Below are 16,739 nucleotides of genomic sequence, written 5' to 3' on the forward strand. Positions count from 1 at the left end.
AACCGATGAAAATTGAAAAGAACAAAATCGTATTCATTAGCGTCCTGGTGGTCATTGTGATTTTTCTTGTCACCTATACCATAATGATCACCGGGGAGGATGAAGAGCAACAGGAAAACCTCAGGCAAACGGAAATCCCAGCCCTTGAAGAAGAAAGCCAGCAAACCTATGATTCTAAACTGGAGGCTATTGATAACCTCAAAGAAGTTCGGGATAAGAATGCGCCAAGTATTTATGATGAAACGTTTTTGGACTCTTTAGGCTATTACGACACCGAGCTTTTGGAAAAAGAAAAAGAGCGCAAGATCGATAGTATTTATGAATTGGGAAAAGCCCGGCAAGCACAAATTGCAAACCTTACACAAACCCGGCTAACCAGCCCTCCGGAGAATAGCAGCCCGAGCCTAATAAAAACAGTACCAAAAGTAGATACTGCGGAAATTGAAGAAAAGCGAGAAATCGAAGCCAAAGAAATGGGTTTGGAACATCAATTATTCTTTGCATCTGCTCCCAAAGAAGCTAAGGATCGTATAACAAGTACTACCGATAAGGAAATTAAAGTGGTGATCGATGGCACCCAGGTAGTCAAAGCCAATTCCAGGCTTCGAATGCGGCTTGCCCAGCCTGCCAGTATTGGTGACAAATTTATCCCCAAAAACACCCCGGTTTTCGGCTTTGTGAGTTTTCAGCCAAATCGGGTCCTGATCGAGATCGAAAATATCAATAAGCATCAAACTAGCTTAAAAGCCTTTGACCTTGAAGATGGTAGCGAAGGTATTTACATCGAGAATAATTTCCGGGCGGAAGTAGCCACGGAAGTCCTGGATGATGTAATCGGTGATATTAATATCCCAAGTGTACCCCAGGTCAGTGGAATAAGCAAAGTATTTCGCAGAAATAACCGAAATGTAAAAGTAACCATTCTAAATAATTACAGATTAATTCTCAAGGCCAGCAGACCTGAATCAAACTGGGGATTGGCTAACCAATAAAACAATCATTATGAAAAAGTATATTTTAACCAAGGCCTCTCTACTAGTTTTTATTATTACCAGTGCACAAACCCAGGAAAAACTGGACACTATCTACGCTAATGATCATAAAAATGTTGCGCTATTTTTTCCTGAAGCGATTAGCCAGGGGCTTATCGGTGCTGAGCATTTTGTCTTTACCTACAACCGGGAAAAGCAGCAACACTTCGGACTGCTGCAGGCCAAGCCCGGCAGAGAAAGTAATTTACTTGTTATCGGAACAAATGGTTCGGTATTCTCCTATATCCTGAAGTATAAAAAACAGCTTTCCCGGCTGAACTATTTTATCCCTGAAGCGGAAAGTATTGGAAAAGAAAAGCCAGTTGTCAAGGATTCAGTTAAGGACAAAAAACCGCAAAAGAACTTAAACAAGAAGGAAGATCATTACCGCAGATTCTGCAGCTACCTGCTTAGTAAAAAGCAGCGCCTGGGCCGCATAAAAAAAAGCAAGAACGGTATTATTTTAAGTGTTGAGAATATCGTTTTTAATAAGGAGCAGCTCTATTTTGTGATCGAAATTGAGAATAGATCCAGCCTGGATTATGATCTTAATTTCTTAAACCTGGCGATTGAAACCCGTAAAAAAGGAAAGAAGAAATCCTTACAACGCTTATACCAGGAACCGGTTTTCAGCTATAATTTACCGGCTAAGATTGGAAAAAACCAAACCGCAAGATTGGTTTATGTGTTGCCAAAATTTTCCTTGTCTAAAGAAAGGAGGGCGATATTGGAACTTAATGAAAAGGATGGGGAACGTAATTTAAAACTAAAGATCTCCCATCGGTTTATTAATAACCCTAATTGATAATTTTGAAAAATTCCGACTTTAAAAGTTTAAATTTTTCTGGCGTTTACACCCCTGGAAGTCAGCCTATAACGCTGTTTACTACTTTGTGGTTTCTCGGGAATGGTCATTTCAATCAAGCCTTCGGCAAGGGTAGGTTGCAAATAATTTTTTCTAAAATTTTCTCTATCGGAAAGTCCTAAATGATATTGCATCTCACTTCTGCTATCTTCACCATTAATCACATTTAAGAGGTCTTGAACTTGCGGGGTGATTTGCGGGGTCTCTTGCAGGGTAATTTGGTTACCGGATTAGCACATAGGTTGTTAATTTAAATATTAACTAGTTGTTGGCTTGTTTGAACGGAGGTAGTTTTAAATTTCCCATTTCACTTCCTTTAACCTTACGGAAATCCTCATCATGGATTTTAATACCTTCCCCTCTTCAGGAAGATCTCCGGTTAGCAGCTCCCTAAACGAACCAGAATAGGTTTTGCCCAAGGATTTCCAAACCATCTCTGTTTGGTTAAAGAACAGGGACTGGGATGGATGTGCCAATAACCATTCCTTATCATTGGGGATGGCCTTATCATCATCTTTCCCCACTTGCAGCAACATTTTTTCAAAATCATCTGATTGCAAAAACGATGAAATTCTATCTCGTTGCAGCAGTTGATGGATATCATAGGTATGGCGAACCTTATCTTTTAAATCTTCTAAAGGATTTTCAGTATAGGAAAACCTGATCAGGCTTATTATTTTTTCACAAAATGTACGTTCTATACTTAATGCCGTAACCTTAAAAGGTTCCAGGTGATACGCATTGATAAGGTCTACATTATTAGTCGTGGCAATAAAAGCCGCAATCATGGAATGGACACTGACTATTTCCGATGGATGGGATTTGCCCAGACTTGAAGCTTCCACTACAATATGATCCCGGATCTGGCCAAAGGCACCCGCCACGCCTACTTTATCGTAACCATAAACCACTTTTCTAATTTTGCCCCGTTTATTTTCTAAAGGATGGTCGGGAATAACAGTCATAACAGGTTCCAGTGCACCAGTGACTTTTTTGAGTTTTCGCTTTAAGGAATTATCGGATTCCCCCTCCTCTTTTATAACGACCAAATCGATATCTTCGGAAAAGCGCTCAATTATGCCAAAGCATTTAGATAGGGATGTTCCACCTTTAAACACGGCGAGTTGCCTGGTTGATTTATTAGTAAAAATCTCTTTAAGTGCTAAAGTAACCCAATAGTCCTTTTCTACATAGATTTCAGAAATCCCAAAGTGTTGGGCAGTAGCTACAATAGCTCCCTGAAATGCAGTTTTATAATTATGTAAATTCATCAGGAGATCTTCCAGTTTGAAATGGTGGGCAATATATTTTCGGGTATTCCGAATTCATACTTACTTAAATAATTAAGGGTGTTTTTAAGAGGTTCACTCACCTCGTTAAATGAGAGTGCCTCAAGAAGAGCGCCTAACAATGCCCTTACTTTGGGAGGATAAGATTTAGCAAGATCAACTAGTTGTATTTTATCGGTATCGGAAAGCCCTTTGATTTTTTTCTTTAAAAAATTAACCCCCTTCTTTTTATCCAAATCTGGAATTTTCTTAAAATCCTTCATTACGTCCAGTAATTGCAAGAAGGGAATACTTTCTTTGGATACAGGTGCATAACTTTTAGCAGGCTTTACAACAAGGTTTCCTATCTTGGTTTTTATCACCTTATCCCAACTGGCCACTCTTACCGTAGTAGGGATTTGAGTAGTAAGGCCAAGTTCATTATATAACCGAGTGCCTGTTATGTATGCCATTGGCTGACCGTTTTCAAAAAGATGACTATAAAGTAATTCTTCCTCACTTGGTTTTATTTCCCCAAAAATAGTTTGTTTGGGCTTATAATACATCCCATTTTTATATCTTTTAATCACACCCCTGGCAGCCATCCTGCTTAAAGCTTTTGCAGCAGCAGAAAATTCGGTTTGGGGAATAGATAAGCTATCATAGGTAAATACCTTTCCGGTATTTATACGATCTACTTTAGACTTTATGGATGTCGCAATATTCATAGCACCACAAAGATAGTGAATTAAAATATAAAATGTCAAGTTTTTTACAGTATTTACTTGACATATTGTAAAAATGAATAGTAATAATTAATAACTATTTCCGCTTACTCAAATATAGACCTGGCCTCCTTATAAACTCTTTCAAAATTAGATTCCAAATCAGCTTTAGAATAAGGTTTTTGTTCTTTAGCCGAAGGTAGATCTCGCCCAATCTTCTGCAGTTTAAACTGTATTTTTTTATCCTTACCATCGGCGTAGGTTATAAACTCTCCCTGTTTCAGACGGAAGAAAACATCGGCACGGATTTTTGGGATTTCCTTCTCTCCGGTGGTTACCCGAGTATCAAAATCAAGACTGTACCCGCGATTCACACTGGTGGTGGGTTTCTTCACAATTTCAAAAAAGCGCTCGTAGTATTTCGCGGTGTCGGGATCATTAACCTTCCCAAAAAACTGATAGGACAGGTTACTTAATATAGCCTTGCTGGCTTTATCCCCATACATCATATCGTTTTGGATCTTATCCTGCATTACATAAATTGTAGCGATATCATAACTCCTCAAAGTGGCCGGAATGCGGTGCATATTCAGCAAACGAAGAGTCGGTGCCTCTTCCATCAGCAGGAAGGAAGCTTTGGAATTACGCACACTCATTTGCTTAGTTATGGTATGGATGATGGTGGCTATGACCGGAGAGTAGGAAGCTTCGTATTTGGGATTGTTCACTACGGAAATAACCGAAGGGTTTTGCTCACTATTAATATGAAGTGGTACTTCATCTTTAGAAAGGACCATAAAAATCTGTTGGGTACTGATCCTTTTAAGGGCATTGGCCAGGGTACTTTTTACCCCGGCCGTTTGCCGCTCAGAATCTTTACCGCTAATAAAGGCATCGGCCATCGCTCGGGAGGTGGTATTGGTTTCCAAAAACTGGATCAGGCTATCGGTATCCAGGTATTGGTAGATAGCGATAAGGTGCGGGAGGGTACAAAACTTCGGATAATCAGTTTTTAATTTCCAGATCAATCCTCCGATTAGCCCTTCTGCGGCATCATTAAAAAATTTTGTAGTCCCCGAGGTACCTGATTCCCGTTGTTCGAGGAGGTTTTCCACTAGTACCCGGGAGACTTCATTGACGCTTTCCTCGTTTTCCAGGTATCTTGGAGCGATGGGATTCACCCTATGGATGATTTTATCAAAGGAAATCACCTTAAAAGGAATTTCCCGGTCTTTAAAAAGCGGGTAGGCCATTTCAGTGAGCTCAAAGTCCTTATAGTCGTGGATTACCCCACAAAAATTTTCCTGTTGAAAATGCTTTAAAAAACCATATACTACGCTTTCAGTTTTTCCACTTCCGGCAGAGCCAATAACGGAAGCACCCCGTTTAATATTTTCCAGTTTAAATTTTCCTTTAGTGGTTGCAAAACCGACCTGGTATTTTTTATCGATTTTTTTATTATCCTGACCTTTATGCAAAAAGACATACATCAGGGTATTGATCAGGAGCAACGGACAACCCAGGAATAACAAAGCCGGAATCCACTGGTTATCCTGGACCCCATAAATGCCAAGGGCCACCATCAGCAATAAATTCAAAATAAAAGCAAAGCGGTTGATCAGCCTAAAACATATAAAGAACAATATGCTTACCAGCCCGATGATCAAAAGCAATCTAAGAAGGTTTTCTATGTCCATAACATTTAGAATTAAATACCGATTGAACTTGATTTAACGGCTACCTCCACCCCTTTCTTAAGTCTATTGAAGATTTTGAGGGCAAGTTGTGCCTGGGAAGTTGGAATGCTGGGCATCATCGGGATACCCGATTCCCGGATAAGCTTAAAAGCAAGGGCTTTTTCGTTAGCCGGCAATCCTATTAGCGAGGTAAAATAGTGGTTCGGATTTTTGATAAATTCCTTTCGTGCCGTATAGGTTTCCACAAAATTGCGCTGATAGCTGAAGGTTTTATCAAAGGTCTTTTCTGCTTTTTCAAAAAAGCGGTCCCGGTCAAATCCGCGTTTAACGGTCTTACCATTAAAATTAACTTCCGAAGCTTTGTATTTACTTCCCGGTGATAAGCTAACCGAGTTAGAAGCATCTTTTCTACTTACGATAATATGAATATGGCTTTGGTTTCCTGCTTTGGGCATCCCCTGTACAATTCGCTTACCATCTTGCCGGTGTGGTGCCCTGGCTTCCAGTTTCTCAATTTCCTTTTCCCGTTTTTGAATACTTCCCTGCATCAGCTCGGTTTCTATTTTTCGGATTTCACTTTTGAGTTGAAGGATTTTAGTGGCATAAGGTTGGTTTTCGCGAACCTGGCGGTCGGTACCTTTATAACTCCTGCTATGTTCGATTTTTGCGTAATATTTAATATCATTGATATTAATTGGCCTTCCGTCTATTTCCCGGTTAAAGCAGGCCACATAATCCTTCATCAATTCCCGGGTGTACCTTTTTAGATCCTTGCTACTGTTTTGCAGCCGTTTTAATTCGTATCTGGAAGGGCTAACGGTAATAGAATAGAACTTCGGTTCTTTCTTTTTGAGCTTAGCTGTATTGTTATCAATTTCTTTGACAACTTTCTCCGGGCTGATGGCATCCTCATATTGATTAAAGAAATGTTCTTTGGCCCCTTCGGCTACCCCTTCATTTTCTTTTTCCAGGTAGCTTACAAACCCGGCGGAACTTTGGGAGTAATTCCCACCTAATTTTTGAGGTGTGATGGTGATATACATAGCAGGAAATTTTACAGGTTATTATCAGAATTATCTCTCTCCTCCAGACTATTTTGTTCCTGCTTTGAAACACCATCTTTTTTCTGCCGGAGGATTTTCTTTTCCCGGATCAAGGGTTTTTGTTTGGGTACTTCGGTTTGGAAAAGTGAGGCGATCATCGCCGCGGTGGGTTTGGTTTGGGTTTTCTCCATATCTCGCATAATGGCAATAACTGCATTGATACGTTTCTTAAAAGAAGCTTCGATAGTCCTGCCGGTTGGCCCTAATCTTTCGTGGGGAGAGATCTCATTATAGAAGAAAAAGTCGAGCATTGTTTCCAGGGCTTCGGTATGTGATTTGAAATGTGTTCTTGAAAATTCCTGAAAACGTTTTGCTGTTTCTTTTTTAAACCTGATGCCGATAAATGAGTCCATAATTCGCCGATTTGTCGCAAATTCTTCCCTAAAAATAGGCTTTGGCAGGGCATTTGTCGCAAATTGCTTAAACTCAGGAATTTAAATAAATTATAAATAACTGGTTTACAGTTATTTAAAAACGAAAAGGAGTGTTTAACATCGCGTAGCGTGTTACCCTCTTGCTACTCCTTTTCGTCCCGCAACGCGGGACAAAAATTCCGTACAATTTGGTCTGTTGGCTGTCTTAATAGACAGTCAAAAGCCACTTGCCAATTCCCGGAAAAAATTTCCGAATTAATAATTTTTTGCTGTGCAGGTTTATCGGCGAAAGTCAAAAATGGATAGCCCTGCGTAAATTTGAATGCTGAAGTTCAGCGAAATAAATATAAGGATTTTTTTAGTAACAGGTAGCGAGTAATAAATAATTCTTATTCAAAAGGGTGTCCGGATTCAAGATTTTTTTTTATCTTTATTGAGTAGGTTTCAATGACCTAAAAAGAAAGGGAAAATTCAGGTAACAGCGAATTTTCCCTTTTTTAATTGATTGAGCTTGAAATGCTCCTTACTGTTAAGCACTACCAACCAAGCTATTTTTATATGACCTTTTATAGAACTGCTTTGCTTAGAAGATTCATTGAAATATTTGAGCCTAATCAAGTAGGGTGAAGATAATAAATATTTGAGCATTTATTATCTTCATCCCTCTTCCAGAACCGTGCATACGGGTCTCGTACACGGCTCATGTTAAATCTTATTCAGTACTGTTTGATAGTACTGATGCAAAGTATTCCCTTCAACTGTGTCCATTGCGTACAACCCTAATTCTGAGAAGTACTTATTGGGCAGGGCATAGTGTATTAAATTGGTGGAGGAGTTTCTCCATCGGGTTACCGATATCTTAAGAAAATTCCCCTTATAGCCCATACGCCTTAGTTGTCGGTGAAGAGGTTTCCAGCTTTTCCAGCTTTTCATCACCATCATTCGTAACCTTCTCCTGATCCAGCTTAAAAGATCCTGGAACAGCTTTTTGGTCAAGCCTATTCGGAAGTAATTGGCAAAACCCCTTAATAGCGGGTTCAGTTCTTTAATATAGAAAGCTATACTTTGCCCTTTAGTTCGAGGGGTTAGTAATTTTACTTTCTTTTTGAACCTCTTGATGCTTTTGTGGGATACCACTACTCCATAGGGCTTTATCACCACACCTAAATAGTGGATGCCTTCTTCAAGGTTTGTCAGACTGCTCTTGTTTTTATTCACTTCTAACCGAAGCTCTTTTTCCAGATAACTCGTGGCTTTAGCCATGTATTTTCCAGCTTGAGCTTTGGTTGGTGCAAACAACAGCACGTCATCAGCAAACCTCACCATTCGTATGCCTGAATTTTTCATATGCTGGTCGAATGCGTCCAGATAGATATTCATCAGAAGCGGTGAGATAATTCCCCCTTGTGGGCTCCCCTTCTTTGTAGGTGTGAAGCGCGCTCCATCAAGTGCGCCGGATTCTAAAAAGCTCCCTATCAGTTTAAGTATCTTTCCATCGCTTACCCGTTTGCCCACGCTTTGCACTATCAGCCGATGGTCTAGAGTATCAAAACATTTGGATAAATCCATGTCTGCTACATGATCCAGACCATAGTACCGACTAAAGCGCTCTGCTTTGGCAATGGCATGATGAGCACTTCGTTTAGGACGATACCCATAACTGGAGGGATGGAATTCGGGATCGAAGATAGGTTGCAACACATTAAGCAGCGATTGTTGTACAATGCGGTCTTTGATGGTTGGGATACCCAATCCTCTCTTGCTCCCGTCTGGTTTATCGATATAGACCCGCCTTACCGGCTGTGGCCTATATCTCCCCTCTTTCAGTTCCCTGGAGAGTTGGCACAAATTCTCCTCTAAAGCTGAACTAAAATCAGCTATACTTTGGTTATCCACTCCCTTGGCTCTGGAACCTTTGTTTTTCCTTACCTCACGGTAGGCTTGTTCCAGCCTCGGTAATGCATATACCTTGTCTATAAGACTGTACCATTTTCGCATAATGAAACTTTCTCTTCTTTGCAGTACGGTTTATTTCTTTAGGCAGAATTAGACAGATTGTTTGTTCATAAGGTATACTGTTGTCTTTAGCACTGTGGCAATCTATAACAGTAAAAGAAAATCTTACTACTCAATACTCGCGCGGATTAACAGCCAGAGTTAGCTCGTCACTCCTCTTTGCTGCAATTCCTCAGAATGTTTCAATTCCGATTGTCTTCGCTTATGGCTAATTCCTTTAAAGAACTTCCTGTACTTAATTTAACTTCGTCCCTTCGCATCCGCCACAGTTAATCTGTGACAGTCATTGCAACCGATTATGCGATTCTTGTGCAATGTCATTTGGGTTTTCTCCTCCACACTGTCACCAGTGCTTCTCAGGCCTAAATTTTCTCACTACTACGGACTCATCTGCCACCTGATTTTCCATAACAAATCCTTGTCTCTCGACTTGTTTCTGCTTAGCCTGGAAAGGCGAATAATCAGGCTTCCCCCGTTAAGCAAACATTCCTGTTAGTGAAGCCATCCGTTTTAACATATATTGCTATTCGGATTTTGGGCATCGGCACTTTTTGCAACCTTACCCCCAATATATGCCAGAATCGGTTCGATTTCTCTATGTTCCACTAACTTGCTAGGTCTTCCTTCACACCCCACCGTTGCCAGTGACGCACTTGACTTTACATTGCTCTTCCCTCCGATCAGGTGAGCGGGCTTTCTTTCAAGTCCCGGAATTGTTTGCATGCAGGGCAAACAAAAAACACTTCTAAAATTAGAAGTGCTTACAATCTAGTTAGAATGTGCCAGGTAAATTACAAAATTCCTTCATCTGCAAAACTGTAGTAATTACCATCAGGCATAAGGATAATATGATCCAGGATTTTCACATCAAAAAATGATGCCGCATTTTTAATTTTCCTGGTCAGGCTTTTATCCGCTTCACTTGGTCTAAGGGTTCCGCTGGGGTGATTGTGCAATAAGATTAGTGCCGTGGTTAAAGACTTTAATACAACTGCGAATAAAATTCGAACATCGACCAGTGTCCCGGTAATACCTCCTTTAGAAACTTCGTAAATACCTTTTACTTTATTAGCATTATTAAGTAGCATTATTTTAAAAGTCTCTTGCAGTGCTATATCATTTTTATTCCATTGTGCGAACGCTAAATCTGCTGCACTTCTGGAACTTGAAATTTTGGGTAGCAAATTTGTTTTTAAACTTCCGTTGTAGCTTATCGCTATTTCATTAACTTTGGATTTCATTATTATCTTATTTAAAGGGTTACTAATTAAAAGAGGGTGCAACTTTCGAAGGGAGCGCCCTCTTTATTTTTTTGATAATTAAGAATTAAAAGATCTTCGATATTTTAATTACCAGAACTTTCATTACTACCTAAAAACAGGATTTCACTTACTAAAATTTCAGTTACATATCTTTTTTCTCCTGTTTCGGTTTCATAGGATCGGGAAGTTAGTTTTCCACGGATGGCCACTTCTTTACCTTTATCAACATATTTCTCGATAAGCTCAGCCTGCTTTCCCCAGGCCACTACATTGTGCCAGTCGGTTTGTTGAATTTTCTCCCCTTCCTTGTGGTAGTACTCATTGGTAGCCAGTGAAAAACTGCTTACTTTTTTACCACTTTCAAAGTTTTTGATTTCCGGGGCATTCCCCACATTTCCGATTAACTGTACTTGGTTTCTTAGATTACTCATAATTAAAAGATTTAGATACCTGCTTTCTAAGCAGATTGATTAAACATTGATTTACTTATTATATCCGGAGCGTTTTCCTTTTTTGATTTTTTTACTTTGCTTCCGGGTATGTTGTTTTGAAATGATTTCATAATTTTTATTTGTTGATTTACTTCCTATAGCGCCGTTTGCTATTACCTTTTTTGATGCTGATACATTTTCAATATTTAGAATTAGGGAAGGTTTATAAAAAGGAGTAAGCGACTGGCTTATGCAACCTGGACTAACTTCTAAATATTGGTATTTTGCATTACAAAAAAGGTAGGGACAGCAACGGCCGGGAAGGAAATGGAAATACTGAAATTGAAAAACAACTGGAAGCGAAGTAAATGCAAGAATGGAATTCCGATTTAGCGGGCGTCCTTTTTTACTTAATTAAGTATAAGATTACACGAAGAGCGGTAACTACTATATAGCGGATACATCATTAGGAAAATAAAAAGGATGCCCAAGATATTCTTAGGGAAGCTCTTTACCCGAAATGGAGCATTTCGCAGAATGAAGCGGTAATGTGCTGACCGATTTACAACCAGAAGGTCTTTGAAATTAGTGGTCATAATCTCTTAAATGTATGAAGCAGAATATTTATACTAACTATTATTTAAGTATTTGCTTAAATACGTATTTTATTATACCTTTGAAATCTAAATAATAGATTGACCATGGAAATTACCTGTACAAGAGCCCAAGCTGATCATCAACAACTTCTCAATTGTAAAAACACTTTGGAAAGAATGGATGATAATTTTCAGGATATGACCAAACTACTATCGATTGCTGGTAGCGAGGTACGCTTAAAAATTTTATTCCTCTTGAACATGGAAGACGAATTATGTCCCTGTGATATTGCTGATATTTTAGAAATGAGCGTACCAGCAATCTCTCAACACATCCGGAAAATTAAAGATGCAGGTTTTATCTCCTCAAGAAGAGATGGACAAACCTTGTACTATTCATTAATGAAGGATAAAACAGCTGTACTTGATGCTGTTTTCACTACAATCAAAATGGTTAAAAAAATTGCCTAAAATGAAATCGTCCAATAAGTCAAACAGCACAGCTTTTGTTAGTTTACTTACTGCGGTAACTGCTTCCGTATGTTGTATTACTCCCCTCCTGGCGATTTTAGCAGGTAGTAGTGGATTTGTAACCATGTTCTCATGGATAGAACCTTTTCGTCCCTATTTGGTTGCACTTACCATAGGAATTCTTGGTTTGGCCTGGTATTTAAAATTAAAACCGAAAACACAAGAAGAAATAGATTGTGCCTGCGACGAGGAAGCAAAACCATCTTTTTGGCAGTCCAAAAATTTTCTGTTCATAGTTACAGTATTTGCCGGATTGATGCTGGCTTTCCCTTATTATTCCAATATATTTTATGCACAGCCCAGCAAGGATATAGTGTATGTTTCTCAATCAAACATAATAAAGCACACCTTTGAAGTTGAGGGAATGACCTGCGCAGGATGTGAAGCCCACGTAGAAAGTGAGGTAAATAATCTGGATGGTATTTTATCAGTCAAGGCGAGTTACGCAAATACTAATACCGTGGTAGAATATGATAAAGCTAAAGTTGATTTGGTCGCAATTCGAGAAGCAATAAATAAAACTGGTTATAAAGCAATCGATACAGAAAATAAAGAAGAGAAGTAGATGAAAAAATATGATGTATTTGTAATAGGTTCCGGGATGTCAGGTATGACCGTTGCTAATAAATGTGCCTCCAAAGGCCTTAAGGTTGGCATTACCGATGAACTTCCCTACGGTGGAACCTGTGCCCTAAGAGGCTGTGATCCTAAAAAGGTGATCATAGGAGCAACTGAAGTACGTGATTTTGCCCAAAGACTTAAAGGAAATGGAATAGATACCGTGCCTGAAGTCAATTGGGAAGATATTATGGCTTTTAAGCAATCTTTTGTGGATGCCATGCCTCCTAAAATTGAAAAAGGATATAAGAATAAAGACATAGATACCTATCACACTTCAGCTAAATTTTTATCTGATAACACCTTGCAGGTAGGAGATGAAGTTATTGAAGCTGATAAATTCCTGATCGCAACCGGAGCAAAACCACGGGTATTGGATTTTGAAGGTGGAAATTTGGCACTTTCAAGTACAGATTTCCTTAATTTGGAGGAATTGCCCAGCTCACTGCTCTTTATCGGTGGTGGCTACATTGCCTTTGAATTTGCCCATATCGCTGCGCGGGCCGGTGCCGATGTAACCATATTACATCGTGGTGATCATCCATTGGAAAACTTTGATCGTGACATTGTTAAACATCTTGTGCATGCAACCCGAAAGCTAGGAATTAAACTGGTTTTGGAAACCGAAGTTTCTAAAATTGAAAAGAAAGAAGACCATTACGTAGTAACAGGAAAATCAAATGGAAAAGAGGTCAATTATAGGACTGACTCTGTCTTTAACTCAGCCGGTCGTCCTCCCGCTATCTTTGATTTAGATTTGGAAAAAGCTGGCATCTCTTTTTCAAAAAAAGGAATTACGGTAAACGAATACCTTCAAAGTACCTCTAACCCTAATATTTATGCAGCGGGAGATTCGGCAGATTCAAGAGGATTACCCCTTACACCTGTTGCAGTAATGGAAGGGCATATTGTGGCATCAAATATCATCAACGGGAACAAGAAAAAAGTCAATTATCCCCCAATGCCTTCTGTAGTTTTTACTTTGCCTACCCTGGCATCAGTAGGATTAACCGAAGCAGAAGCCAAATCAAAACAGATAGAATATCAGGTCAATTATAACCATGCGGAAAGCTGGTTCAATGCAAAAAGACTGAATGTTAAGGAATATGCCTATAAAACCATCATTAATAAAGAAAATCAGACTATTCTTGGCGCACATCTAATAGGCCCTAACGCGGAAGAAACCATCAATTTATTCGCCATGGCGATAAAGACCAAAATGAAAATTAATGAGTTAAGGACGATGATATTTACGTATCCAACTCTGTCATCAGATATCCCTCATATGCTTTAAAAATAAATAGATTATGGAAATAGAACTAGTTTCTACCATTACATGTCCTGGTTGCGGACACACAAAAGAAGAGGAAATGCCCACAACAGCCTGTCAGTTTTTTTACCAATGTGATAATTGCAAGCATTTATTAAAACCAAAAGAAGGTGATTGCTGTGTTTATTGTTCTTATGGTAATGTTGCCTGTCCACCCATTCAGGAAGGAACAAATTGCTGCTAAAAATTTAAAATACTTTTGGTGACCTCCCCCACTCCAGATGTATCTTGCTGAAAATTAAAAGTATGATTCCTAGAGATCTAAGTAAAGATATAAAAACTCGCTTGCAGAGCATCAGCGGCCAGCTTAACGGACTTATAAAAATGCTGGATGAAAATAAAGATCCAGAAAAGATTCTGATCCAGTTCAAAGCGGCGCAAAAAGGACTTGATAAGGCGCATTTTCTTCTTTTAGATGAAGTGTACCGCAAAGCGCTGGCGATCACAATTTCAGAAACTGTGGAAGCCTGTCCCGGTAATTGCGGTAATGAAGAGCGAATTGAATTTATTCGCAAACAATTTCCCGACCTTGAGCTTAACAGCCTTACCGATAAAATGAAGGAGATTGATGAACTTAAACGAAGGCTGGAATCTTACATTTCCGAAAATAGATCAGAGTAAAACATTCAAAAATTTTCCATTTAATTTTAATACTAATAAAAATCTGTCGTAAAAAAGCAGGTTTTTTTATTTGGAGACCACCCCGGTTCCGCTCTTATCTTTGGATTGTTCTTTAATAAGAAGGATAAAACTGATTGTTAATTTAAATTCAAAAAAAATGAAAAGACAAATAGAAATATTTACGGCAAATTGTCCGGTTTGTGATCCGGTTGTAAAAATGGTGAAAGAGTTGTCCTGCGATAGTTGCGAGATTACCACCTATAACCTGGTGGAACAATGTGAGGATAAGACCTGTATAGACAAAGTGCAGGAGTACGGTGTAAAGAGAATTCCCGCGGTGGCGGTTGATGGAAAATTGCTTGAGTGCTGTACAAACAATGGTATAAGCAAAGAAAAACTTATCGAAGCAGGAATAGGAAAAGCCAGTTAGCAAAACCATCGTACTGAAATTAAAATCTGAAACTTTTTATGGCAGCCATTTTTGGCTGCCTTTTTTTTTAATCAAATTAAAATGTTAAATCTTTATTAATCGGCTTGCCTACCCCCCGGGCTATGAGTCGATATTTGAAAAGAGGTTCGGCTCTTAATCTTTTATTTCTGATTTCCGAGCAAATCAGGAAGTAACTAAAACCATTTAAATTATGAAACCATTAAGTTCAGAAATGCAAAAATGTATCGATGATTGCAACGCCTGCATTACTGCGGCGAGAATTTGCCTTGACCAACATTTGGGGGAACCAGACATGAAAGAATGCCACAAATTTTGTCTGGATTGTATTGCTTTATGCACAGCCTGTGTTCAACTACTTGCAAGCCAGTCTGATTATTCAAAACGCCTATGTGCCATTTGTGCCGACTTATGTAAAGCCTGTGCTGATGAATGTGCAAAGTTTGACAGTGAAGTTTGCCAGCAATGCGCAGAAAAATGTCGAACCTGTGCCGAAAGCTGTAAAGAAATGGCAGCTTAAAAAAAATGTAAAAAAATTTTAAAAGGAGCGGCTAAAAAGTTGCTCCTTTTTTTTAATAAAGAAAGCTAACATTAGGATACCACCCTATGTTCGATTTTATGTTTGGCACCTCTTTAATTTTTGTTTAATGCATTTTTAAATAAATATTTATCAAAACCAACCCATTATGGAATCAAATATTTTACAACTCCTTGTCGAATCTTTAAAAACTACCGGATTATTAATATGGTATACTTTATGGGCTTTTATTTTAGGCTATATCCTTTCCGCTGCTATCCAAACTTTGGTCACCAGGGAACAAATGTCCAATGTGTTAGGTAAAACCGGGATAAAGCAAATGAGTCTTGGCGGATTTTTTGGTTTTATATCTTCTTCGTGTTCTTTCGCTTCTCTGGCGGCCACGCGATCAGTAATGGTAAAGGGTGCCCATCCTAAAAATGCTATTTCTTTTTTAATAGCCACTACCAATCTTGTAATAGAAACAGGAATAGTATTATGGCTGTTGGTAGGATGGAAATTTGTTGTTGCCAATTTCGCACTCGGGACAATAATGATTATATATGCTTATTTATTGTACCGCTTTTTTATATCAAAAAAAGTTGCCCGGGCCGGAAAGGAACATGCCGAAAAACTGGAAGCCGAAGAATTGAAACACCCTTCTCCCGAGGGAATGAAATGGTATGAAAAGCTTACTTCTAAGAAAGGGATTAAAATCATCAGCTATAAATTTCTTGGAGAATGGAAAATGGCCTACAAAGAAGTATTGATAGGTTTTACCATTGCAGGAATCGTTTCGGCTTTTGTACCCGACAGTTTTTGGAATTCAATTTTTCTTGAAAGTGGTGCCGAAACCCAGTCTTTCCTCGCAATAGTGGAACATGCTTTGGTAGCTCCTATCCTGGCTGTCTTTACTTTTGTTGGTTCCCTGGGCAATATACCATTGGCGGCGATCTTATGGTCAAAAAATGCTTCTTTTGCCGGGGTAATGGCTTTCCTGGGAGCAGACCTGGTTGCGGCTACGGTAATATATCTTAATGCAAAGTACTACGGCTGGAAATTTACCATCTATATGTCTCTATTGCTATACGTATGTATGGTAGCTGCCGGGATAACCGTACATTATCTTTTTGCCGTTTTTAATGCAATTCCCACAGCACGCCCTGAATCTTTACAAAACATGCTAAGTTTTGATACCAATTCCCATACTTTTTATCTGAATATTATTTTTGGGATCATCGGGATTGTTCTGCTAATTGTGAGATGGCAGTTTATTCAAAAAGCCAAATGAATATAAATTTCAAAA

19 protein-coding genes are annotated in these 16,739 nt (G+C 39.0%); 10 read left to right on the forward strand and 9 right to left on the reverse strand.

Annotated elements, in window-relative coordinates; translation table 11 throughout:
- The first annotated feature begins 5 nt into the window (after nt 1-5).
- Complete coding sequence (gene traM, locus AO058_RS13480) at nt 6-992, forward strand: conjugative transposon protein TraM (RefSeq protein ID WP_034892235.1); 987 nt, start codon at nt 6-8, stop codon at nt 990-992.
- A 10-nt stretch (nt 993-1,002) separates the two neighbouring features.
- The gene (locus tag AO058_RS13485) at nt 1,003-1,836 is read left to right on the forward strand and encodes a DUF4138 domain-containing protein (RefSeq protein WP_034892232.1); all 834 of its coding nucleotides are present in this window, start codon (nt 1,003-1,005) and stop codon (nt 1,834-1,836) included.
- A gap of 29 nt (nt 1,837-1,865) precedes the next feature.
- Here the strand turns inward: AO058_RS13485 and AO058_RS13490 are convergent, their stop codons facing one another.
- The 9 genes from AO058_RS13490 to AO058_RS13535 form a co-directional block, all read right to left on the reverse strand.
- Nucleotides 1,866-2,060, reverse strand: a complete 195-nt coding sequence (locus AO058_RS13490; protein ID WP_075327048.1) for a Fic family protein — start codon at nt 2,058-2,060, stop codon at nt 1,866-1,868.
- 129 nt (nt 2,061-2,189) lie between these two features.
- Nucleotides 2,190-3,167 (reverse strand): nucleotidyl transferase AbiEii/AbiGii toxin family protein, encoded by a 978-nt coding sequence (locus tag AO058_RS13495; protein ID WP_034892227.1) that lies wholly within the window; start codon nt 3,165-3,167, stop codon nt 2,190-2,192.
- Nucleotides 3,167-3,931: a DUF6088 family protein gene (locus tag AO058_RS13500; RefSeq protein ID WP_231556202.1), complete on the reverse strand. Its 765-nt coding sequence runs from the start codon at nt 3,929-3,931 to the stop codon at nt 3,167-3,169. The genes AO058_RS13495 and AO058_RS13500 overlap by 1 nt, the downstream gene beginning before the upstream one ends.
- Before the next feature lie 65 nt (nt 3,932-3,996).
- Nucleotides 3,997-5,586, reverse strand: a complete 1,590-nt coding sequence (locus AO058_RS13505) for a type IV secretory system conjugative DNA transfer family protein (RefSeq protein WP_075327049.1) — start codon at nt 5,584-5,586, stop codon at nt 3,997-3,999.
- 11 nt (nt 5,587-5,597) lie between these two features.
- The gene (gene mobB, locus AO058_RS13510) at nt 5,598-6,629 is read right to left on the reverse strand and encodes a MobB family relaxase (RefSeq protein WP_075327050.1); all 1,032 of its coding nucleotides are present in this window, start codon (nt 6,627-6,629) and stop codon (nt 5,598-5,600) included.
- An 11-nt stretch (nt 6,630-6,640) separates the two neighbouring features.
- Entirely contained in the window at nt 6,641-7,042 is a 402-nt protein-coding gene (locus tag AO058_RS13515) for a BfmA/BtgA family mobilization protein (RefSeq protein ID WP_075327051.1), read from the reverse strand.
- Nucleotides 7,043-7,768: 726 nt separating this feature from the next.
- Nucleotides 7,769-9,061, reverse strand: coding sequence for a group II intron reverse transcriptase/maturase (gene ltrA / locus AO058_RS13520; RefSeq protein WP_075325137.1), 1,293 nt, complete (start codon nt 9,059-9,061; stop codon nt 7,769-7,771).
- 809 nt (nt 9,062-9,870) lie between these two features.
- On the reverse strand, nt 9,871-10,320 hold the full coding sequence (locus AO058_RS13530; protein ID WP_034892209.1) for a JAB domain-containing protein: 450 nt from the start codon (nt 10,318-10,320) through the stop codon (nt 9,871-9,873).
- Between the two features lie 104 nt (nt 10,321-10,424).
- The gene (locus AO058_RS13535) at nt 10,425-10,772 is read right to left on the reverse strand and encodes a single-stranded DNA-binding protein (protein ID WP_075327052.1); all 348 of its coding nucleotides are present in this window, start codon (nt 10,770-10,772) and stop codon (nt 10,425-10,427) included.
- 695 nt (nt 10,773-11,467) lie between these two features.
- On the opposite strand from AO058_RS13535, the gene AO058_RS13540 reads away from it, so the two are divergent.
- The 8 genes from AO058_RS13540 (at nt 11,468) to AO058_RS13575 (ending at nt 16,724) form a co-directional block, all read left to right on the forward strand.
- A complete protein-coding gene (locus AO058_RS13540; RefSeq protein ID WP_075327053.1) occupies nt 11,468-11,839 on the forward strand; it encodes an ArsR/SmtB family transcription factor in 372 nt (123 codons plus the stop codon).
- A 1-nt stretch (nt 11,840) separates the two neighbouring features.
- Nucleotides 11,841-12,464: a mercuric transport protein MerTP gene (merTP, locus tag AO058_RS13545; RefSeq protein ID WP_034892199.1), complete on the forward strand. Its 624-nt coding sequence runs from the start codon at nt 11,841-11,843 to the stop codon at nt 12,462-12,464.
- Nucleotides 12,465-13,811 (forward strand): dihydrolipoyl dehydrogenase family protein, encoded by a 1,347-nt coding sequence (locus AO058_RS13550; protein ID WP_034892196.1) that lies wholly within the window; start codon nt 12,465-12,467, stop codon nt 13,809-13,811. It begins immediately after the preceding gene.
- Between the two features lie 13 nt (nt 13,812-13,824).
- Entirely contained in the window at nt 13,825-14,031 is a 207-nt protein-coding gene (locus AO058_RS18735; protein ID WP_075325753.1) for a GDCCVxC domain-containing (seleno)protein, read from the forward strand.
- Between the two features lie 62 nt (nt 14,032-14,093).
- Nucleotides 14,094-14,468 carry a metal-sensitive transcriptional regulator gene (locus tag AO058_RS13560; protein WP_011709211.1) on the forward strand — a complete coding sequence of 125 codons (375 nt, stop codon included), beginning with the start codon at nt 14,094-14,096 and terminating at the stop codon, nt 14,466-14,468.
- A 157-nt stretch (nt 14,469-14,625) separates the two neighbouring features.
- A complete protein-coding gene (locus AO058_RS13565) occupies nt 14,626-14,898 on the forward strand; it encodes a thioredoxin family protein (RefSeq protein ID WP_013073416.1) in 273 nt (90 codons plus the stop codon).
- A gap of 347 nt (nt 14,899-15,245) precedes the next feature.
- Entirely contained in the window at nt 15,246-15,458 is a 213-nt protein-coding gene (locus tag AO058_RS18395) for a hypothetical protein (RefSeq protein WP_156858131.1), read from the forward strand.
- Between the two features lie 144 nt (nt 15,459-15,602).
- Complete coding sequence (locus AO058_RS13575; protein WP_034892190.1) at nt 15,603-16,724, forward strand: permease; 1,122 nt, start codon at nt 15,603-15,605, stop codon at nt 16,722-16,724.
- The last annotated feature ends 15 nt before the right edge of the window (nt 16,725-16,739 follow it).

Source organism: Salegentibacter sp. T436, from assembly GCF_001932675.1.
GTDB classification, from domain to species: Bacteria; Bacteroidota; Bacteroidia; order Flavobacteriales; family Flavobacteriaceae; genus Salegentibacter; species Salegentibacter agarivorans.